This is a genomic window from Aquiflexum balticum DSM 16537 (assembly GCF_900176595.1).
Taxonomy (GTDB): domain Bacteria; phylum Bacteroidota; class Bacteroidia; order Cytophagales; family Cyclobacteriaceae; genus Aquiflexum; species Aquiflexum balticum.
On sequence record NZ_LT838813.1, the window covers coordinates 2,700,713 to 2,720,133 of the forward strand.

At 39.6% G+C, this 19,421-nt stretch carries 16 protein-coding genes; 10 read left to right on the forward strand and 6 right to left on the reverse strand.

Annotated features, from left to right (window positions below; genetic code table 11):
• Positions 1–80: 80 nt before the first annotated feature.
• Together ftsH and rsfS are read right to left on the reverse strand one after the other, a co-directional pair.
• The gene (ftsH, locus tag B9A52_RS11530; protein ID WP_084120608.1) at positions 81–2,156 is read right to left on the reverse strand and encodes an ATP-dependent zinc metalloprotease FtsH; all 2,076 of its coding nucleotides are present in this window, start codon (positions 2,154–2,156) and stop codon (positions 81–83) included.
• 63 nt (positions 2,157–2,219) lie between these two features.
• A complete protein-coding gene (rsfS, locus tag B9A52_RS11535) occupies positions 2,220–2,561 on the reverse strand; it encodes a ribosome silencing factor (RefSeq protein WP_084120609.1) in 342 nt (113 codons plus the stop codon).
• Between the two features lie 89 nt (positions 2,562–2,650).
• Here rsfS and B9A52_RS11540 point away from each other — a divergent pair, with 89 nt between their 5' ends.
• Both B9A52_RS11540 and ahcY read left to right on the forward strand, forming a co-directional pair.
• Complete coding sequence (locus tag B9A52_RS11540) at positions 2,651–3,415, forward strand: biotin--[acetyl-CoA-carboxylase] ligase (RefSeq protein ID WP_084120610.1); 765 nt, start codon at positions 2,651–2,653, stop codon at positions 3,413–3,415.
• A 73-nt stretch (positions 3,416–3,488) separates the two neighbouring features.
• Entirely contained in the window at positions 3,489–4,808 is a 1,320-nt protein-coding gene (ahcY, locus tag B9A52_RS11545) for an adenosylhomocysteinase (RefSeq protein WP_084120611.1), read from the forward strand.
• Between the two features lie 103 nt (positions 4,809–4,911).
• Here ahcY and B9A52_RS11550 read toward each other — a convergent pair whose 3' ends face one another.
• Positions 4,912–5,727: a hypothetical protein gene (locus B9A52_RS11550; RefSeq protein ID WP_157370127.1), complete on the reverse strand. Its 816-nt coding sequence runs from the start codon at positions 5,725–5,727 to the stop codon at positions 4,912–4,914.
• A 129-nt stretch (positions 5,728–5,856) separates the two neighbouring features.
• Between B9A52_RS11550 and B9A52_RS11555 the strand changes: the two genes are divergently transcribed.
• Complete coding sequence (locus tag B9A52_RS11555; protein ID WP_084120613.1) at positions 5,857–6,729, forward strand: SDR family oxidoreductase; 873 nt, start codon at positions 5,857–5,859, stop codon at positions 6,727–6,729.
• Positions 6,730–6,825: 96 nt separating this feature from the next.
• Here B9A52_RS11555 and B9A52_RS11560 read toward each other — a convergent pair whose 3' ends face one another.
• Together B9A52_RS11560 and B9A52_RS11565 are read right to left on the reverse strand one after the other, a co-directional pair.
• Complete coding sequence (locus B9A52_RS11560; protein WP_157370128.1) at positions 6,826–7,356, reverse strand: hypothetical protein; 531 nt, start codon at positions 7,354–7,356, stop codon at positions 6,826–6,828.
• Positions 7,357–7,598: 242 nt separating this feature from the next.
• The gene (locus B9A52_RS11565) at positions 7,599–8,792 is read right to left on the reverse strand and encodes an ATP-binding protein (RefSeq protein ID WP_084120615.1); all 1,194 of its coding nucleotides are present in this window, start codon (positions 8,790–8,792) and stop codon (positions 7,599–7,601) included.
• Between the two features lie 327 nt (positions 8,793–9,119).
• On the opposite strand from B9A52_RS11565, the gene B9A52_RS11570 reads away from it, so the two are divergent.
• The 7 genes from B9A52_RS11570 to B9A52_RS11600 all read left to right on the forward strand — a co-directional run bounded on the left by B9A52_RS11570 (position 9,120) and on the right by B9A52_RS11600 (position 18,338).
• Entirely contained in the window at positions 9,120–9,500 is a 381-nt protein-coding gene (locus tag B9A52_RS11570) for an HYC_CC_PP family protein (RefSeq protein ID WP_084120616.1), read from the forward strand.
• 258 nt (positions 9,501–9,758) lie between these two features.
• The gene (locus B9A52_RS26550) at positions 9,759–11,420 is read left to right on the forward strand and encodes an efflux RND transporter permease subunit (RefSeq protein ID WP_394334886.1); all 1,662 of its coding nucleotides are present in this window, start codon (positions 9,759–9,761) and stop codon (positions 11,418–11,420) included.
• Positions 11,421–11,432: 12 nt separating this feature from the next.
• On the forward strand, positions 11,433–13,637 hold the full coding sequence (locus B9A52_RS26555) for an efflux RND transporter permease subunit (protein ID WP_394334887.1): 2,205 nt from the start codon (positions 11,433–11,435) through the stop codon (positions 13,635–13,637).
• A 96-nt stretch (positions 13,638–13,733) separates the two neighbouring features.
• On the forward strand, positions 13,734–14,138 hold the full coding sequence (locus B9A52_RS11585; protein ID WP_084120618.1) for a four helix bundle protein: 405 nt from the start codon (positions 13,734–13,736) through the stop codon (positions 14,136–14,138).
• A gap of 109 nt (positions 14,139–14,247) precedes the next feature.
• On the forward strand, positions 14,248–15,684 hold the full coding sequence (locus B9A52_RS11590; protein ID WP_084123482.1) for a TolC family protein: 1,437 nt from the start codon (positions 14,248–14,250) through the stop codon (positions 15,682–15,684).
• 185 nt (positions 15,685–15,869) lie between these two features.
• Complete coding sequence (locus B9A52_RS11595; RefSeq protein WP_084123483.1) at positions 15,870–17,627, forward strand: efflux RND transporter periplasmic adaptor subunit; 1,758 nt, start codon at positions 15,870–15,872, stop codon at positions 17,625–17,627.
• A gap of 120 nt (positions 17,628–17,747) precedes the next feature.
• A complete protein-coding gene (locus tag B9A52_RS11600) occupies positions 17,748–18,338 on the forward strand; it encodes a DUF2911 domain-containing protein (protein ID WP_084120619.1) in 591 nt (196 codons plus the stop codon).
• Here the strand turns inward: B9A52_RS11600 and B9A52_RS11605 are convergent.
• Positions 18,335–19,369, reverse strand: coding sequence for a PAS domain-containing protein (locus tag B9A52_RS11605; RefSeq protein ID WP_084120620.1), 1,035 nt, complete (start codon positions 19,367–19,369; stop codon positions 18,335–18,337). The two genes, B9A52_RS11600 and B9A52_RS11605, sit on opposite strands and share 4 nt — an antisense overlap.
• Positions 19,370–19,421: the final 52 nt, after the last annotated feature.

Here is a 19,421-nt window from a genome sequence, read left to right on the forward strand (position 1 = left end):
ATCTGGGGAATGAGGCAAAGATAGTATGAAAATGAAAAAGCCTCCAATATGGAGGCTTCTTATTGATTTTATTTTTTTATTTATTCCTTTGTGTCCTCTACCTTATGGGGGATTACTTCTTTGGATTTCTCCTCATCGTCTACAACGCTGTTTTCGGGATTTTCCACTACTTCAGGAACTTCCTCCAGTTTTTTGATAGGCTTTTTTGTGAAAGCCTCATAAGTTGTCTCTTTTGCAAAAGGTCTTTTTCCAATCAGTTTTTCCAAATCCGATTGAAAAAGAATCTCTTTTTCAAGTAGCTCCTTTGCAAGGATTTCCAATTCTGCTTCTTTACTTCTCAAAAGACTTTTTGTTCTTTCGTAGGCTTCTGAAACCAATTTTCGGACTTCTTCATCTATGGTTTCAGCCGTAGTCTCAGAATAAGGTTTTGTCATCCGGTATTCACTTGACTTACTGTCGTAAAATGATACGTTTCCGATTTTATCATTCATTCCATATACAGAGACCATCGAATAAGCCATTTTAGTAACTCTTTCGAGGTCACTCAAAGCACCTGTTGATATTTTTCCGAATATAATATGTTCAGCAGCCCTGCCTCCTAAGGTCATACACATTTCATCCATCAGTTGTTCTGTTTGGTATAGAAACTGTTCCTTTGGTAGATATTGGGCGTAACCCAAAGCAGCTATTCCTCTGGGAACAATACTTACTTTCACCAAAGGGTCAGCATGTTCCAGAAACCAACCTGCAACCGCGTGCCCCGCTTCATGGTAAGCGACAATTTTCTTTTCGTCAGGTGAAATTATTTTGTTTTTCTTTTCCAATCCACCTATGACTCTGTCTATGGCATCCTGAAAATCCTCCATATCGACAGCAACCTTATTTCTTCTGGCGGCAATTAGTGCGGCCTCATTACATACGTTGGCAATTTCTGCACCCGCAAAACCAGGGGTTTGTGCCGCCAGCTTTTTGGCGTCAATATCATCTGAAGTTTTTATTGGACCCAGGTGAACTTTGAAAATAGCTTCCCTACCAACAATATCAGGTTTATCAATACTGATCTGTCTGTCAAACCTTCCAGGTCTCAATAAAGCACTGTCCAATACGTCTGGTCTATTTGTAGCTGCTAGGACTATGACTCCTGAGTCAGTTCCAAAACCATCCATTTCTACCAATAAGGAATTAAGCGTATTTTCTCTTTCATCATTGGATCCAGGCATTTGACCTTTTCCTCTTGATCTTCCTATAGCATCGATTTCATCTATAAATATGATACAAGGTGCTTTCTCTTTTGCTTGTTTGAAAAGGTCACGTACCCTTGCGGCGCCCACACCTACAAACATTTCCACAAAATCAGAACCTGAAAGTGTGAAAAAAGGAACGCCTGCCTCACCGGCTACAGCTTTTGCCAATAATGTTTTACCTGTCCCCGGAGGTCCAATAAGCAAAGCGCCTTTAGGAATTTTTCCTCCCAATTTTGTGAATTTTGAAGGATTTTTAAGGAACTCAACGATTTCCTGGATTTCTTCTTTGGCTTCATCCAAACCTGCCACATTGTCAAATGTTGTCTTGACTTTATTTTCAGCGTCAAATAACTGTGCCTTTGATTTGCCGACATTGAAAATCTGTCCACCGGGTCCGCTTGGTCCTGCCATCCTTCTCATCATAATCCAGAAGAAGAGGAATAGGATTATCAAAAATCCAAAACTGGAAAACCAATTTGTCCATGATTCCTCATTCTTAACTGTATAAGCAATTCTTTGACCTTCGGGAACACTACTCTCCAAATCTTCAAAATCCTTTTCAAACTTTTCGGCACTGGCTACTTCTATGGAATAGTGTGGCCCTAAAGGGTTGAAAAAAGGACTATTTGCTTCCAGTTCACTTTTATATTTTTGATTTTCAAGTGCTGATTCCTTAAGTGTAACATCGATTCTGTTCTGATTTCTGATAATAGTTACTTTGGCTATATCATTAGAAAGGTACATTTCCTCAAAGCGGCTTTTGGTAATATTTATTACTGTGCTTCTTTGATTAAACCAAGTGATACCTACAAGCACTATTACCGCTGTAATAATTAACCAAAGTTGGAAATTGGGTTTCTGTGGTGTCTTAGGTAGAAAATTTTTATTTTTGTTTTTATTCGTATCGCTCATTATTTTTTTTGTAAAGCTTTTTTTAAAACGATTTAAGGTGTTTAAAGTTCAAAACATTTCAGATTATATCCTGGTGATCTTTGCATCTCCCCAAAGTTCTTCGAGTCCATAAAAATCTCTTTTCTCTTTTAGGAACACGTGGGCTACCACATTGATGTAATCAATCAGAATCCACTGTTTGTTATCTTTGCCTTCACTTCTCCAAGGTTTTTCCTTCAATTTTATGGTCAATTCCTCGATTGAATCAGAAATGGCTTCTAATTGCGTGTCTGAATTTCCTGAGCAAATAACAAAAAAATCAGTAAATGAATTCTTGATACCTCTTAAGTCCATCACCACGATATCGGAAGCTTTTTTTTCTTCCATCCCTTTAACGATTAATTTGCTCAGCTCTTCTGCTGTCATAATTTTTAATGTAATTTTACAATTTAAACTTTTATGATTTAACAAACCAAATAAATACTGGTATTGATTTGCAAATAAAGTAATTTGAGATGTATAAAATCCTTGCCAATACGCTTTTTTTGGGGAAAGATATTGTTTACCTGACAGACTGTCATTCAACAAATGACGAAGCAAACAAAAGATTGGGGCATCGGACAGTTTGCGAAGGAAGCATAATCATTACGGATAATCAAACCAAAGGTCGGGGCCAAAGGGGCAATCAATGGATTTCTGAACCAGGAAAGAATCTGATATTTTCATTGGTTTTGCAACCAGCATTTTTGGCGCCCCCAGATCAGTTTTATCTTAATATGTCGATTTCATTGGCAGTTACGGATTTCTTTGGAGATTATGTTCAAGGAGTGAAAATCAAATGGCCCAATGACATCTTTCACACGGATTCAGGGAAGTTGGGTGGGGTCCTGATTGAAAATAGCATCAGTTCCTTGTCAATTGAATCTTCCATAGTTGGGATTGGTCTTAATATAAATCAGGTTGATTTTACGGTACCCAATGCGACTTCACTCACCAAATTGACCAATCAGAATTTCGATTTGTGGGAATTATTTCGTGTTCTGGTAATGCACATAGAAAAAAGGTATTTGGAATTAAAGAAGGGGATGCATTCCAAAATATTAAGTGATTATCTGAATAAATTATTCAGGTATGAAGAATGGGCTAAATATGAAGACAATGCTGTTTTTATCGGTAGGATTATAGGAATTGCTATGGATGGTAAACTTATTATTGAAAAAGAGAATGGTTTTGTCAACCATTATGCCTTTAAGGAGGTTAAGTTCTTATTCGATAAATAATTTCGTATTAATTTCAAATAAGTTAATTTTGAAATTCAAATTTGGAAATTTTAAACTTTACAAATAATTAATCATGTCTGAAATCAAATCAAAAGTATACACACCTTTCAAAGTGAAGGACATTTCATTGGCTGAGTGGGGGAGAAAAGAAATCAAGTTGGCCGAAGCGGAGATGCCCGGACTTATGGCCATAAGAGAGGAATATGGGCCTTCACAACCTTTGAAGGGCGCAAGAATTGCTGGATGTCTTCATATGACCATTCAGACGGCGGTATTGATAGAGACGTTGACCGCTTTGGGAGCTGAGGTGACCTGGTCTTCTTGCAATATATTTTCGACCCAGGACCATGCCGCTGCCGCAATTGCAGCTGCAGGAATTTCGGTCTATGCCTGGAAAGGAATGACTGCCGAAGAGTTTGACTGGTGTATCGAACAGACCCTTTTCTTTGGTGAGGAAAAGGAGCCATTGAATATGATTCTGGATGATGGCGGAGACCTGACCAATATGGTATTCGATAACTATCCTGAACTGGTTTCTGGTATCAAAGGACTTTCCGAGGAGACGACCACAGGTGTTCACAGACTGTATGAGCGGATGAAAAAAGGCACCCTTCCCATGCCTGCCATCAATGTGAACGATTCGGTCACAAAATCAAAATTTGACAACAAATACGGATGTAAGGAATCACTCGTAGATGCCATCAGAAGGGCAACTGATATCATGATGGCGGGGAAAGTGGCCGTTGTGGCAGGTTATGGGGATGTGGGCAAAGGCTCCGCAGCTTCTCTGAGAGGTGCCGGAGCAAGGGTGATTGTCACCGAGATCGATCCGATCTGCGCCCTGCAGGCTGCCATGGACGGATTTGCCGTGAAGAAAATGGTAGATGCGGTAAAAGAAGCTGATATTGTCGTGACGGCAACAGGCAATAAAGACATCATCACAAAAGAGCATTTTCTCGCGATGAAAGATAAAACCATAGTGTGCAACATCGGCCATTTTGACAATGAAATAGATATGGCCTGGTTGAACAAAACCTATGGACAGACCAAAGATGTGATCAAACCACAGGTAGATCTGTATAACCTGGACGGCAAGGAATTGATCATTTTGGCGGAAGGCAGATTGGTGAATCTGGGCTGCGCAACAGGCCACCCGTCTTTTGTGATGTCAAATTCCTTTTCCAATCAGACGCTGGCCCAACTTGAACTTTGGTTGAATACAGACCAATATGAGCCAGGTGTTTATGTACTTCCCAAGCATTTGGACGAAAAAGTAGCTGCTTTGCATCTGGCCAAGTTAGGTGTTGAGTTGGATATCCTTACATCGGATCAGGCCGAATATATCGGAGTGACCCCTGAAGGTCCCTACAAGCCTGAATATTATAGATATTAATCAGGCCTTTCAAAGAAAAAGCGCATTGGAAAGAATTTCAATGCGCTTTTTTTATTGTCAAATCGTAACAGATTACACCTTGAACTTCAAATCTTATAAGATATCATTGTCTAAACACCATTATTCTCCCATCATGAAGAGTAATGGTTGCTTTATTGCTGCAGTCTGACTCTTTCTCAAAATCCAGTTTATGTGTAACTGCCTGGGTTTCGTTACGGAAAATCTGCCAGGTCTCTGATCCGACAGACGGCAAGATTAATCCCTCATAAATACATTTTGTTTCAAACCTCTTTGTAGTGTTTGGTTGCATCGTGATTGGTCTTCCGGTAATATTTCTACCCTCTAAACTGCCGGAAGTAGTGAATTCTGCAAGATTACCAAGAGTAAAAACTAGATTATGTTCAAAGCTGCCCTTTAATCTTGTTGAAGATCCTGTTTTGTTGATGATCAGAATATCTTCAAAAGTTTCAGTTCTTCTATTTGGATTGACAATACTTCTGATTTGTTTGAAATCTCTAAAACCTTCCAATTTGAAGCCCCTGACTTCATAATCTTCGTATTCCAGTCTTGTTGTTGATTCGAGAACATTAGTGGAAGTGAGGTATTTGATATGAATTTTACCTGTTTTAGGTAGGGATCCACGACTAGGACATTCCCTTTGGCTTAAAAATTCCAAGGTTACGGTTTTCTCACTTTCATTGATCATCACATTTGGGCAGCCTGGTAAGGAAAGTGTATCAGCCTTTCTGTAATCATCCAACGTTTGGAATGAGTAAAATAGAGATTCCTCCAAAGCAAGGGATATTCCAAATATTTCATTTCCTTCCACCAAAAGATCTGTGGAAATTACTCTGTCAATATCCCCTGAACAGGAAGCTGTAAAAATCAGAAATACTATTGAATACCAAATCCGGGTCATAATTATTCTTTGAGTTTGTAAAACTAGTATGTTTAGAACAGATATAAAATGATGCCAAATTGATTTGACAGGTTCTTTTTTTTGCTTGGCGGATTACCTATCTTCAACGGCAATTAAATCCAAATTAATATGTCATATACTGAAGGAATGCTCAAAGAAGGAGCATTAAAAGGAAAAACAATACTCGTTACAGGTGGTGGAACCGGCCTTGGAAAATCCATGGGTGAATATTTTTTGAAACTTGGGGCGAATTTGGTTATTACCAGTAGAAAACTGGAAGTATTGGAAGGTACAGCCAAAGAAATGGAATCTTCGACAGGTGGAAAGGTTCTTCCTTTGGCCTGTGATGTAAGGGATATAGATCAGGTTGAAAAAATGTTTGCGGATGCGGTAGCTCACTTTGGAAAAGTGGATGTAGTACTGAACAATGCAGCAGGTAATTTTATCAGTCCTACAGAAAGGCTTTCAACAAATGCCTTCAATACTGTGCTCGATATTGTATTGAAAGGTACATCTAACGTTACTTTGACAGCAGGTAAGCATTGGATTAAGGAAAAGCAACCCGGCACATTCCTGAATATTGTCACCACTTATGCCTGGACAGGTTCTGGATATGTAGTTCCGAGTGCTGCAGCGAAAGCAGGTGTACTGGCCTTGACACGCTCCTTGGCAGTGGAATGGGCAAAATATAAAATCCGTTCCAACGCAATCGCTCCAGGCCCTTTTCCTACTGAAGGTGCATGGAGCAGGTTATTACCGGGAGATCTTGTCAAAAAATTTGATCCTGCCAAGAAAGTCCCTGTTGGAAGGGTAGGCGATCATCAGGAATTGGCCAATTTGGCAGCCTATTTGGTTTCTGACTTTTCTGCCTATGTGAATGGGGAGGTGGTTACCATTGATGGCGGTGAATGGTTGATGGGAGCAGGGGAATTTAATAACTTGGATATGATACCTCAGGAAATGTGGGATATGATGGAGGCTTCCAGGGGAAAAAAGGGATGAGCCCCAAAGTAGTTTGGGGCTATCTGAAAGCTAAATGGAAAATTAGGAATCTTTAATCCCAATTAACCCTTTAAGGCAATTTAATCCTTAAAGGGTTTACTTATCCTCCTTATAAACAGGAGCTTTTTTGTACGGAATCAGCATAGTCTCGTCCCAATTTGCCAAAACTTTGTTGATGTTATTGTCATCTAGCGAAGTGGTCTCAATGATATACCATCTCTTGTTTTCTTCGGTTCCTACCACAATAATGTGAGTATCCGTAATGACTCTCCCTCCCGGAACCCTAGCTATTGTAGTAATGGGTACAATTGCATGGGTTTCTTCCCCGACTTTTGATTGTTGCAAAGGGGGATTTAACTTGTATTGTTGCAGCGCAAAGCCCTTTCTCCTTTGTGTTTCCTGAATCTGGATCAGGGCTGTTTTTACATTTTCAGGACCTCCTGCTTTTTCAATCACATCAGGATAAGTGTAACCTAAAATTGTTTCATAATCATCACACATTTTGGCATTGAAATAAGCCTGTGCAGCTTCTTGAATATAAACTTCAATATCAGTTTGACTGAAAGATTGAAAGCCATAAAGTAACATTGAAACCAATAAGAATTGGGTCTTAAAATTTGTAATCATGAGATAGATAAATTTGGGTGACAAGGCGAATATATCTAAAACTAATAATACTCCAAATGATTGGCCCTTATTTTTTAGATCTTTGATGGCACGCGAGCAACGCTATTCAGTTGGAGTTATTTTGATTCATTTTAAGTTAAAGAAGTTCTTTCCCAAAATGGCGGGCCAAAGTGGCATCATGATTTTTTAAATCATTTTCCCTGCAGCCCTTTCCCTTTCCTGAACCCATTGAAATTCCTGATTCAATACAAAAACCCAAACAACCAAAGCGGAATCTTCTTGGGATTGCCGTATTCGATGTCATCGGCAGCAATAAAGCTATTTTTGACACCTTGGATTTGCTCTGTGGTTTTATTTTTTCCACCTACCTCAAAGATGTATTTCCCATTAATCTTGAAATCACCGTCTTTCACGTACTCCACAGTATGGGCATGTGAAAGCTGATTGATAAAGAAAGTCTCTCTCAAGTTACCCAAGTCAGCGTTTTTTGGAGTGAAAGCAAACTGGAAATTGGTGTTTTCCAGGTAGATCTTTTCCGGCTTTTGCATTTGGGTAATTCCCTTGATGTCTTTGTAGAGGTTTTTGGTCAAATGGGCCTCTTGCAGGAAAAAGAGATAACTCACCAAAGTGTTTCGGTTGATGCCTATGCGCTCGCTAAGTTTGGTTACATTTGGAATAAATGGCACCGACTCGGAAATGATATGCAGCAGGTGCTTCAACTTGGGAATGTATGAAATATCCACACTCCGCAGCAGCGGCAACTCTATCTCCAAGGTCATATTCACCACTTCTTCCAAGCGCAAGTGGTACAAGTCCGGCACTTCCTGAAAGAAGGGGAAGTAGCCATGGTTCAGATATGCGCCAAAATGCTCCAAAGGTTTTACTTTTTGCAATACTTCTCTTGCAATGGAAACATGGTTTTCAATCAGCTCTTCCAAGCTGTGAATAGGAAATTCGTGTCCCGTCCTGATTGCCATAAACTCCCTGAAAGACAATCCTTGTATGTGGTAAATCACTGCCCGCCGGCTGAGGTCGGCTCTTGCATTCAGGATTTCCAGCATAGAAGAACCTGTAAACACAATCTTCAACTCAGGAAAGTCATCGTAGATGTTTTTGATTTCGATGGACCAATTGGGGTATTTGTGTACCTCGTCCAGGAAAAGGTATTTACCTCCTCTTTTGACAAAATGATCTACCATGTCCACCAGGCTGTTTTGAGCAAACCAGATATTGTCCAAACTCACATATAAGGTGGTATGGTCAATCGGTAGGTTTTTCTTAATGTATTGAAGTAAAAGGGTTGTTTTTCCGACTCCCCTTGGTCCTTTGATACCGATCAACCTTGCCTCCCAATGGATCTTATCGATTATACTCCTGATAAAATCAAGGCTGGTAGAATCGATCTTTTTCAAAAATCTTTCTTCGATGGATTCCATATTTTTGCTTATTATACTAAGCAAAAATAAGTTTAATTGCTTAATTTATCAAGCGTTAATAAATATTAATGCTGTATTTAATAAGTAATAAATTAAATTAATGCTTATTATAATAAGCAAAATAAATTAAATTCCGATTATCATAATAAGCAATATGGCCAAAATCAATAACTCTTAAACGCTGGAATTGCTTCGTTTATCTTGTATATCTTTTTGCTCATTTCATGAAACTGATTGTTTCAAAAATCACCGAATTATTAATTGAAACAAAAATTCTATACATTTACTAATCAGAACCTTCATACATTTGTATCGTAACTATACCTCGTGAAGTCTTTTATCAAAATATCTCTCCTTGTATTCTATGTGTTTTTCAACGCAGGGTTGAGCTATTCCATGCATTATTGTGGAGATGACTTCCAAAGGATCAATGTATTTGCTGAGTACAAAACCTGCTGTGAGTCCAACGTGCCCGTGCCAGGTTGCTGTGATGATGTTTCTAATTTGGAGCTTCCCAATACAGATCAGCAAATTTCGGATGTTTTGGATTTTCAGCCTCAAATTTTTGAGATGCTTACTTTTGATGCTCCATATGAATTACCTGTTTTTTTTACAGCTATTGAAGAGAAAACAGCCTTTGCTGATTCCTCACCTCCAATATTACAAAACACGCCGATTTATATTTTTTGTCAGGTATTCCTGATATAAGCTTTCCCGCGAAGGCACCAAGTCGCAAAGGGAGCTAATTTTCTTTTCCAAAATTTCTCATTGAATTTTAGCATTTTCCGGATAGAAGAATTGTAAGGGTTTTTATGTCCTGTTAAATCTAATCCACTTCCCTTTTTGTCTACCCTTGGTTTAAAGTTAAATTGGGGAAACTTAATTTCCACAAATATCCAATCCTGATAAAATCGGGATAAATATCCATAAGTATCCACTGCTAAAATTGGCTCAAAGGATGATTCTATGTTAAATAATATTATAAAGTTTTTTCTCGAAAACAAACTGATCACAGTCATTCTACTAGTGCTTGTTGTAGCATGGGGAATTGTTACGGCACCATTCAATTGGAATACAGGATTTCTGCCAAATGATCCTGTTCCGGTGGATGCCATTCCTGATATCGGGGAAAATCAGCAAATCGTCTTTACAGATTGGATGGGGCGTTCCCCCCAAGATGTAGAGGATCAGATCACTTATCCCTTGACCACTTCCCTCTTGGGTTTACCTGGTGTAAAGTCTATCAGGAGTACCTCTATGTTTGGGTTTTCTTCCATTTACATCATTTTTGAGGAGGATGTAGAATTTTACTGGAGTCGTTCCAGAATTTTAGAAAAGCTTAATTCACTTTCTTCAGGCTTATTGCCAGATGGGGTACAGCCAAAGCTTGGTCCTGACGCGACAGGATTGGGTCAGGTTTATTTTTATACCTTGGAAGGCAGGGATGAAAAAGGGAATCCTGCAGGAGGTTGGGATTTACATGAACTGAGAAGCATACAGGATTATTATGTTCGATATGGCTTGGCTGGTACCGAAGGCGTAGCTGAAGTAGCCAGCATCGGCGGGCATGTGAAGGAGTATCAAGTGGATTTGGATCCTGTAGCCATGAAGGCACACGATGTTTCCATGATGCAGGTGATGAATGCCATCAAGCAATCCAACCTGGACATTGGTGCCAATACCATGGAAATCAATCAGGTGGAGTTCATCGTCCGTGGTTTGGGCTATGTGAAGTCTTTGGAAGACATTGAAAAAGCTGTGGTGAAGGTCAGCAACAATGTTCCTTTGCGTATCAAAGACATCGCAAAAGTCAATATCGGCCCTGCTAGTCGGGCTGAAAGGGCGATATTGGATAAAGGCGGTGCTGAGGCTGTGGGTGGGGTAGTGGTGGCTAGATATGGAGATAATCCCCTACAGGTCATCGATGCCATTAAAGAAAAAATTATCGAGATCTCTCCAGGTCTTCCTACCAAAACGCTTGAAGATGGGACCATTTCTAAGGTTACAATTGTGCCTTTTTATGACCGTTCCGGTCTAATAAAAGAGACTTTGAGTACTCTGAATGAAGCAATCAGTCTTCAAATCCTAATTACTATTATCGTAATTATGGTGATGGTCTACAACCTTAGGGCTTCTTTATTGATTTCCGCACTATTGCCATTAGCGGTTCTAATGTGTTTTATCATGATGAAGTATTTTGGGGTGGATGCCAATATAGTGGCGCTTTCCGGTATAGCAATCGCAATCGGAACCATGGTGGATTTGGGAATTATTTTGAATGAAAATATACTACGTCATCTTGAAGAATCAGATGATAAAAAGTCCAAACTCCAGATAATCTATGATGCTACAGCTGAGGTTAGTTCCGCTATTCTTACTGCAGTAATGACCACCATCGTCAGTTTCTTGCCGGTATTTACACTTCAAGCAGCTGAAGGCAAACTCTTTGGACCTTTGGCTTATACAAAGACTTTTGCCTTAATAGCGGCTTTGATCTTTACTTTGGTATTTATGCCTGCCTTTGCGCATTGGGTATTCGGCGCTAAAGTCAAATCTAAGAATTACAGAACAATCCTCAATTTCCTGATGGCTTTTTCAGGCTTTGTTTTGCTCTTTTATTTTTCCTGAGCAGGTTGGGTTTTGTTGGCTTTTGCAGCCAATCAATTAATTCATCATTTCTTCCCACAGCAAACCAAAGAAGGCCAATTCAAAAATCAGATTTCCATGTTGATTGCTGTGGTGGCAGTTTCAGTGCTGTTGGCCGCAGAATGGAGACCTCTCGGATTGACACAATCAGTTCTGGTGAATTTCTTTTTTATTGGTATAGTGTTGGGTTTTGTATTGGGACTTTTTTCTCTGTTCATCCGCTTCTATTCCCACATGTTGAAATGGTGCTTGGAACACGCAAAGATTTTCTTCATGATGCCTGTCCTGATCATTCTCTTCGCCGCTAATATTTGGTTGGGCTTCAATACTGTTTTCGGTTTTATAGCCAAAGGATTTGACCAAATTGGGTGGAATATCCGAACTACATCACCTTGGTCAGGACTTACGCATGCCCTTCCGGGAATGGGTAAGGAATTTATGCCTGCCTTGAACGAGGGTTCATTCCTATTGATGCCAACTTCCATGCCACACTCAGGCGTTGAGGCCAATATGCAAATTGTCAAGCAATTGGACATGCTGGTACAGGCCATTCCTGAGGTAGAAATGGTGGTAGGAAAGGCAGGTAGGGCAGAAAGTCCATTGGATCCAGCGCCTATGTCCATGTATGAAAATATCATCAATTACAAAACAGAATACTTGCAAGATGATGATGCCCACAAACTCAGATTCAAAGTGGACAGAGAGGGAAATTATCAAGTGCTGGTAAATGAAAAAAACTGGTGGTACGATCGTAGTGATGGAGCGATTTGGGATGATGACAAGAATTACATGGAAGAAGCCCAAAGAAGGGCGGTGATTCGGAATATTTCCAAATACCTGGTTGCTGATGAAGGAAGAGGACAATATTTCCGTCAGTGGAGAGATGAAATACGCACACCAGATGATATTTGGGATGAAATCCAGATCAGGACTTCCAATATTCCTGGTGTAACCTCTGCGCCAAAGTTGCAGCCCATCGAGACACGTTTGGTGATGTTGCAGACGGGCATGCGTGCTCCAATGGGCATGAAAGTATATGGACCTGATTTGGAAACCATCGAAAACTTTAGCCTTAAACTGGAAAACCTACTTAAAGAAGTCCCTTCTGTAAAAGCAGAAGCTGTTTTTGCTGACCGTTCCTTGGGTAAGCCTTATATGGAGATAGACTTGGATAGGACGCAATTGGGCAGGTATGGGCTGAATATTGCTGATGTGCAGGAATTTATAGAAGTAGCGATCGGAGGGATGACGCTAAGTACCACTGTTGAGGGAAGAGAGAGATATGCCATTCGAGCCAGATATGCGAGAGAGTATAGAGATGACCCTGAGGCATTGAGGAGAATTTTGGTCAGTACCCCAACAGGAGCACAGATTCCGTTGGGGCAATTGGCTGAAATTAATTATCGCCCAGGTCCAATGATGATTAGGGGAGAAAACACCTTCTTGGTAGGCTATGTTCTTTTTGACAAAAAAGATGGTTTTGCTGAAGGAACAGTAGTGGATAATGCCAAAGACTATATTCAACAAAAAATATCTTCGGGAGAATTGGAAGTTCCTGCCGGTGTTTCCTACACCTTTTCAGGAAGCTATGAAAATCAAATCCGTGCGGAAAAACGCTTGGCAATTGTGATCCCGCTTTCATTAGCTGTAATATTCCTGATTTTGTATTTCCAGTTTAGGTCAACAGCCATGGTATTGATGATTTTTTCCGCCATTGCGATGGCCTTTTCGGGAGGGTTTTTGATGCTTTGGTTGTATGGTCAGGGTTGGTTCTTTGATTTCGATTTCCTGGGTACCAACATGCGGGAGCTCTTCCAAATGCGCACCTTCAATCTTTCTGTGGCAGTTTGGGTTGGTTTTATAGCCCTCTTTGGAATTGCCACGGATGACGGGGTAGTTATGGGTACCTATCTCAAACAAAGTTTCGAAAAAATCCAGCCTGAAAATGTGAAAGAAGTCCGCAAGGCAGTATTGGAAGCCGGATTGAAAAGGGTAAGGCCTTGTCTGATGACCACAGCAACGACTTTGCTGGCTTTGCTTCCTGTATTGACAAGTTCAGGTAGAGGTTCCGACATCATGATCCCAATGGCTATTCCGGCTTTTGGTGGGATGACGGTGGCACTTATTTCACTGTTTATTGTGCCGGTTCTTTATGGAAAGTATCAAGAAATAAAGTTGAAATATGCTGAAGCGAAATAAAGTAGAAATATGCTTCGCGAAATAAAGTTGAAATAGATTGATGTATGCCTTTGACGAAATAGGTTGAAATATGCTAAAGCGAAATTTTGTGGAAATATGGAAGAAAAAAAGAAGTTTATACCTCTAAAGGATTTGGAGATATACCAATTGTCTAGAAAGCTTTCGAAGATTGCTTGGAAAATATATTGTCGACTTTCTTACCCAGAAAAGAAGGTTTGGGGAGATCAGATGTTGGATTCTGTCGATTCTGTTGGGGCCAATATTGCAGAAGGTTATGGAAGATTCCATTACTTGGAAAAGATTCATTTTTATTTTATTTCCAGAGCATCTTTATCGGAAGGTAAAGAACACTGGTTGGATTTAGGGTTGGAGAGAGGAATAGTCACTACTGTGGAGTGGGATGAAATATGTATTATTCATACGCCCCTTCAAATCAAATTGAACAATACCATCACAAAAACCTACGAGTCTAAGAAAGGAGGGAAGAATGAAAAATTGTAAAGAATTTAAATCAGTAATTTATTTGCTTTATTATTTCAATCATATATCAATCATATTTCTAAAGAATTTAAAATTTCTACAAGCTTTTATTATTAGAAAAAATGGTCTGATGCTAAAAATTATTTCAATTTTATTTCTACTTATTTCTACCATATTTCAAACAGAAGCCCAATCATTAGATCAATATCTTGAAGAAGCCACTGAAAACAACCCAGGAATTCAATCTTCCTTTAAACAGTATCAAGCTAGCCTTGAAAGGACAAATCAGGTCAGTTTAGATAATCCTCAATTAAATATAGGTGTCTTTACAAGGCCTATGGAGTTGTTGATGGGGAATCAGCGGGCGGAAGCTTCGGTTATGCAGATGTTCCCTTGGTTTGGGATGTTGAAGACTCAAAAAGATGAAGCAACTTTGATGGCAGAAGCCAGATATGAGGAGTTCAGACAACAGCGCAATGTGCTGCTGTATCAGGTAAAGGAAACCTATTTTCAGTTGCAGCAACTACAAAACACCATCGATATTACAGCTTCCAATCTGGAGATTTTGAAGTCTTTGGAAGAGTTGGCCATCATCCGCTATCAGGGAGGGAATACTTCCGAAGCTGTATCCTCTGTTTCTGCTGCTGTGAGAAGGCCGGTATTGTCAAGTCAGCAAAGTGCCGGCGATGATGGAATGGGCATGGCAGGAGCTGTATCTTCATCATCTTCGAGGACTTCTTCTTCAGGAGCTTCCTCCATGTCCAGCATGGGTTCAGGTGGAGGTTCAGGGAAACTTACCGATGTGTTGCGACTTCAAGTTCAGATCAAGGCATTGGAAAGTGATTTACAGCAAATGGAAGTGGATAAAAGACCATTGATGGCAAAGTTCAATCAATTGCTTGGGCGTGAAAGTAATGAACTGGTGAATATTGAACCGACGATTTCTACAGAAAAGGAATTGGGTTGGAATATTGCTTTTTTAGAAGAGGTTTTAGAAACCAACCCCATATTGCTGATGCTGGAAAAAGAAGGTTTGGCATTCCAAAAGCAAGGAGAAATGGCCAAACTGGAGGGTAAACCCATGTTTGGTTTGGGCCTGAACTACATGATGTTTTCTCCAAGACCTGAAATGGGAGTACCCGGTGGAATGAATGGTATGGACTATATGCCTGCCGGAATGGGCAACAATATGTTGATGCCAATGGCCACTATGACTTTACCCATTTACCGAAAAAAATACAAAGCTATGGAAGCCGAATCCAAAATATATTGGGAAGCCAATGAAATGCAAAAGGAAGATTTGCAAAGAAATCTAGAAACAGAATTTGAAAGCATTCTAGCATCTATCCAAGATGCCAACAGAAAAATCAAACTCTTGGAAGAGCAGATTGAATTGACTGAGCAAACTATGGAACTATCGGTCACTTCATATGCGACGGAGGGAAGTTCCTTCGAGGAAATTCTCAGCATTCAAAGGGAGTTATTGGAATTTAGGTTGAATTTGCTGAATACTAAAATTGAAAGAGAAATTCAGTTTGCTAAGTTGGAGACTTTGGTTGGTTTCTAACCTTTGAGGTCTTTTTTGATCTCGAAGGTTTGACCTTAAATGAATAATAAAACGTAATATGACAGTTTGGATAACCATTAAGGTTTTGATGACATAAAGTTTTTTTGCAAAGCAAAAAAAGACCTTCGAGGTTTAAAAAAACCTCAAAGGTCTGCAAAGTCTCACATCTCATATCTAAGAAAAAAATGAAACAGAGAAAAAATATAATTATCATCATCATCGGCTGCCTTTTCTTTGGAGCTGTTGCGGGTTGGATGATCCGCGGGGGTGGGGAAGAACATCCTGCAGAGGAACATACCCATATTGACGAGGACGGAGTGGAATATACCTGTTCCATGCATCCACAAATCCGTCAAAATGAACCTGGACAATGTCCGCTTTGTGGTATGGCACTTACACCAGTAAGTAATAAAAAAGGTGGAGCGTCCAGTCCATTTGTACTGGAAATAACCCCCGAAGCAGTTGCGCTCTCTAATGTACAGACAACCAGGGTAAAATCAGGTTCGGGTTCAGGGAAACTTACCCTGACAGGAAAAATACAAGTCAACGAGCAGCGGGTAAAAAGCCTCACAGCCAATTATTCAGGTCGAGTCGATCAGTTATTCATCAACTTTACCGGCCAGGAAGTTCAAAGAGGGCAAAAGTTAGCAACTCTGTACTCCCCTGAGTTGGTCAATGCGCAAAAGGAACTTTTGGAAACTGCCAAGATCAAGGATAGGCAACTGGCATTGTATCAAGCCACGAAAGAAAAGTTGAGATTATGGAAAATTTCAGAAGAGCAGATTGCTGCTATTGAAAGTTCAGGACAAGTTCAAACTCAATTTGATGTCTTTGCGGATGTCGCTGGGGTAGTTACAGCCAAAAATGTTGCTTTGGGCGATTTTGTGAACAGGGGCACCACAATGTTTGAGATTGTTGATTTAAGTAATGTTTGGGTGATGTTGGATGCTTACGAATCTGATTTGGGTGCAATCCGCAAAGGTGATGATTTAAGCTTCCAAGTATCTGCTTATCCAGGGAAAGAGTTCAAAGCCAAAGTGAATTATATAGATCCAGTACTAAACCCCGAGACCAGAACAGTTGGTGTACGTGCAGAAGCGGTCAACCGTAATTTTGAGCTTAAACCTGAAATGTTTGTCTCTGCCACAATTTCTACCTCAAGAACTGGTCAATCAGGTTTGATAATCCCAAAGACTGCTATTCTTTGGACAGGTCCAAGATCAGTTGTCTATGTGCAGAAAGGCAATAATGAGGCTCCGGCTTTTGAAATGCGGGAGATAGAAATTGGAGCCAGAGTTGGAGATGATTACTTGGTTTTATCAGGTTTGGAAGAGGGGGAGCAAGTAGTGAGTAATGGTGTTTTTGCCATCGATGCGGCTGCTCAATTAAGTGGAAATTACAGCATGATGATAAGACCTGAAGTAAAGACAATCGATACACCGGAAGAGTTCAGGGAGCAATTGACTGCATTTGTGCAGAGCTATTTACCAATCAAAGACGCTTTGGTGAAAACTGATGCTGAGGCTACGCAGAAAACCATTAGTCCAGCCAAATCCAATTTGGTTAAAGTGGATATGAAACTTTTGGAAGGGAAAGCACATGACATTTGGATGGAATTGCTAAGACCTATTCAAAGCAGTTTGGATAAAATTGCTCAAACTTCCGATGTGGAGGAACAAAGGAAGCATTTTGAGACATTATCTGATAACTTAATCGAAGCTGTAGAATACTTTGGGGTGGTGGAAGACACTATTTATAGACAATATTGTCCCATGGCATTTAGAGATCAAGGGGCTTATTGGCTGAGTGGAGAAAAAGAAATCCGTAATCCTTATTTTGGAGATAAGATGTTGACCTGTGGTGAGGTTAAGGGAACTTATCAGCCTGGGAAAAGGGTGATTTCTGAATCTAAACCCGAGGTGCAGGTGGGGCATAATCACTAGTGAATAGATATTGATTGAATTTAACTCATATTGTGATATTGGGTTCAATAGAGGATTTTAATGTCTAAATAAAAACCAAAATTTTGTAGAAAGATTGAATTTAAACTAATTGTAAAAAATATGTACATCAAACATTACACCCTAATCGCAGCTTCACTAATCATCATTTCCTGTTCTTCCAATAAGACTGAGGAGAAAGAAATTGTAAAAGGCGAACATGCACAACATGACCCTAGTGCCCATGCAGGGCCTTCAAATTCCAAAAGTCCGAGGACTGCGGCTATGGCAAATATTGGATCCAATCATGTGCATATAGATTATTCTGCTCCGAGTGTCAGAGGAAGGCAGATATTTGGGGGATTGGTGGCGTACAATGAAGTTTGGGTGACAGGGGCACATTCGGCAACCAGTATTTCTTTTTCTGAGGACATACGTCTTGATGGGAAAACTATTTCTAAAGGGAAATACGCTCTTTTTACCATTCCAGGAGAGGATGAATGGGTTGTAATCATCAATAAAAATTGGGATCAACACCTGGCTGATGACTATGACGAAAGCAAAGATGTAATCCGGATTACAATAAGTCCTGAAAAGTTACAGGATCAAGTTGAACAGTTGAATTTCAAGGTGGAAAATTTGGGAAATAAGAATGGCCAAATTGTATTCCAATGGAGTGATATTGAAATTCAGATACCCTTTGAATCCATTTAAATCAACCCTGCTGATTCCCTGTCTACCAAAGGACTTAGATCGAAGCTGTTTGAATCGGAAATACTTTTCCTAAGTTCTTCATCCAGTTTTTTGGCTTCGGTTTTGATCATTTTCAAAAAATGGGCGGTTTCGATCTGGGGGCTTTTTGGATCAATGATTTCAAGGATTCCTATGATATTTGCCAGTTTTGACCGCATCAAATGAGATTGGTTGAAGGTAACCGTTTTGAGGTACTGACTTTGTTTATGAATGAGATTTTCCGATTTTTTCCTTTCGGAAATATCGAAAAAGCAACCTACCATTATTTCAGGTTTTCCGTTGTTTTCCCATTTGATGACCTTTCCATATCCAAGGACCCATATATCTTTTTTGTGCCGGTTTTTGATTCTGAATTCACAGTGGAAAGGATGTTTTCCAAAAGTGTTGAAGTGCTCTTTAAGCTCTAGTTCTACTTTAGGCTTATCGCCGGGATGGATATGTTTTTTCCACTTGACATTTTTTCTGCCTCTGCCATTAAGCAGTGGGTTATAACCAAACATTTCATTAAGAGAGAGACTCAATTGGTCTGATTGATCAGCAATATCCCAATTCCAGAATCCGATAAGGTTGTCATCAAGCAATCCTTCCATCAAGTCGTGTCTTGCATGGAGATTATTGACCGTTTCAGGGAATTCTACTTCTTTTTCTTTTTTCGGACTAACCTTATGACCTATTCCTGAAATAGAATAATGATTTACTTTACTTGTAATTGTAAATTCCCATCTTGTCCAATAAAAATCACTTCCATCGGATTTAACTTTTCGCAAATCGATTATAAATTTTCTTTCTCCTTTTTCTAAGGATTTTTTGAGGAGAAATTCATAATTTGAAAAATCTTTGTAATAAACCAATTCAGAAAAAGAGGATTTGATTAGCGGGTGATTCAGAAATTGACATTGGTTTTGAAGAAATTCATTGGCATCCAATACAATTCCTTTTTCATCCAATTGGATGAAATAGAAATAGTCAGAAGCTTGAATTAAGCTATTCATAGGTAAATAGGTTGAGCTTTGTTGATATTGTAAAAATTTAAAAAATTAACAA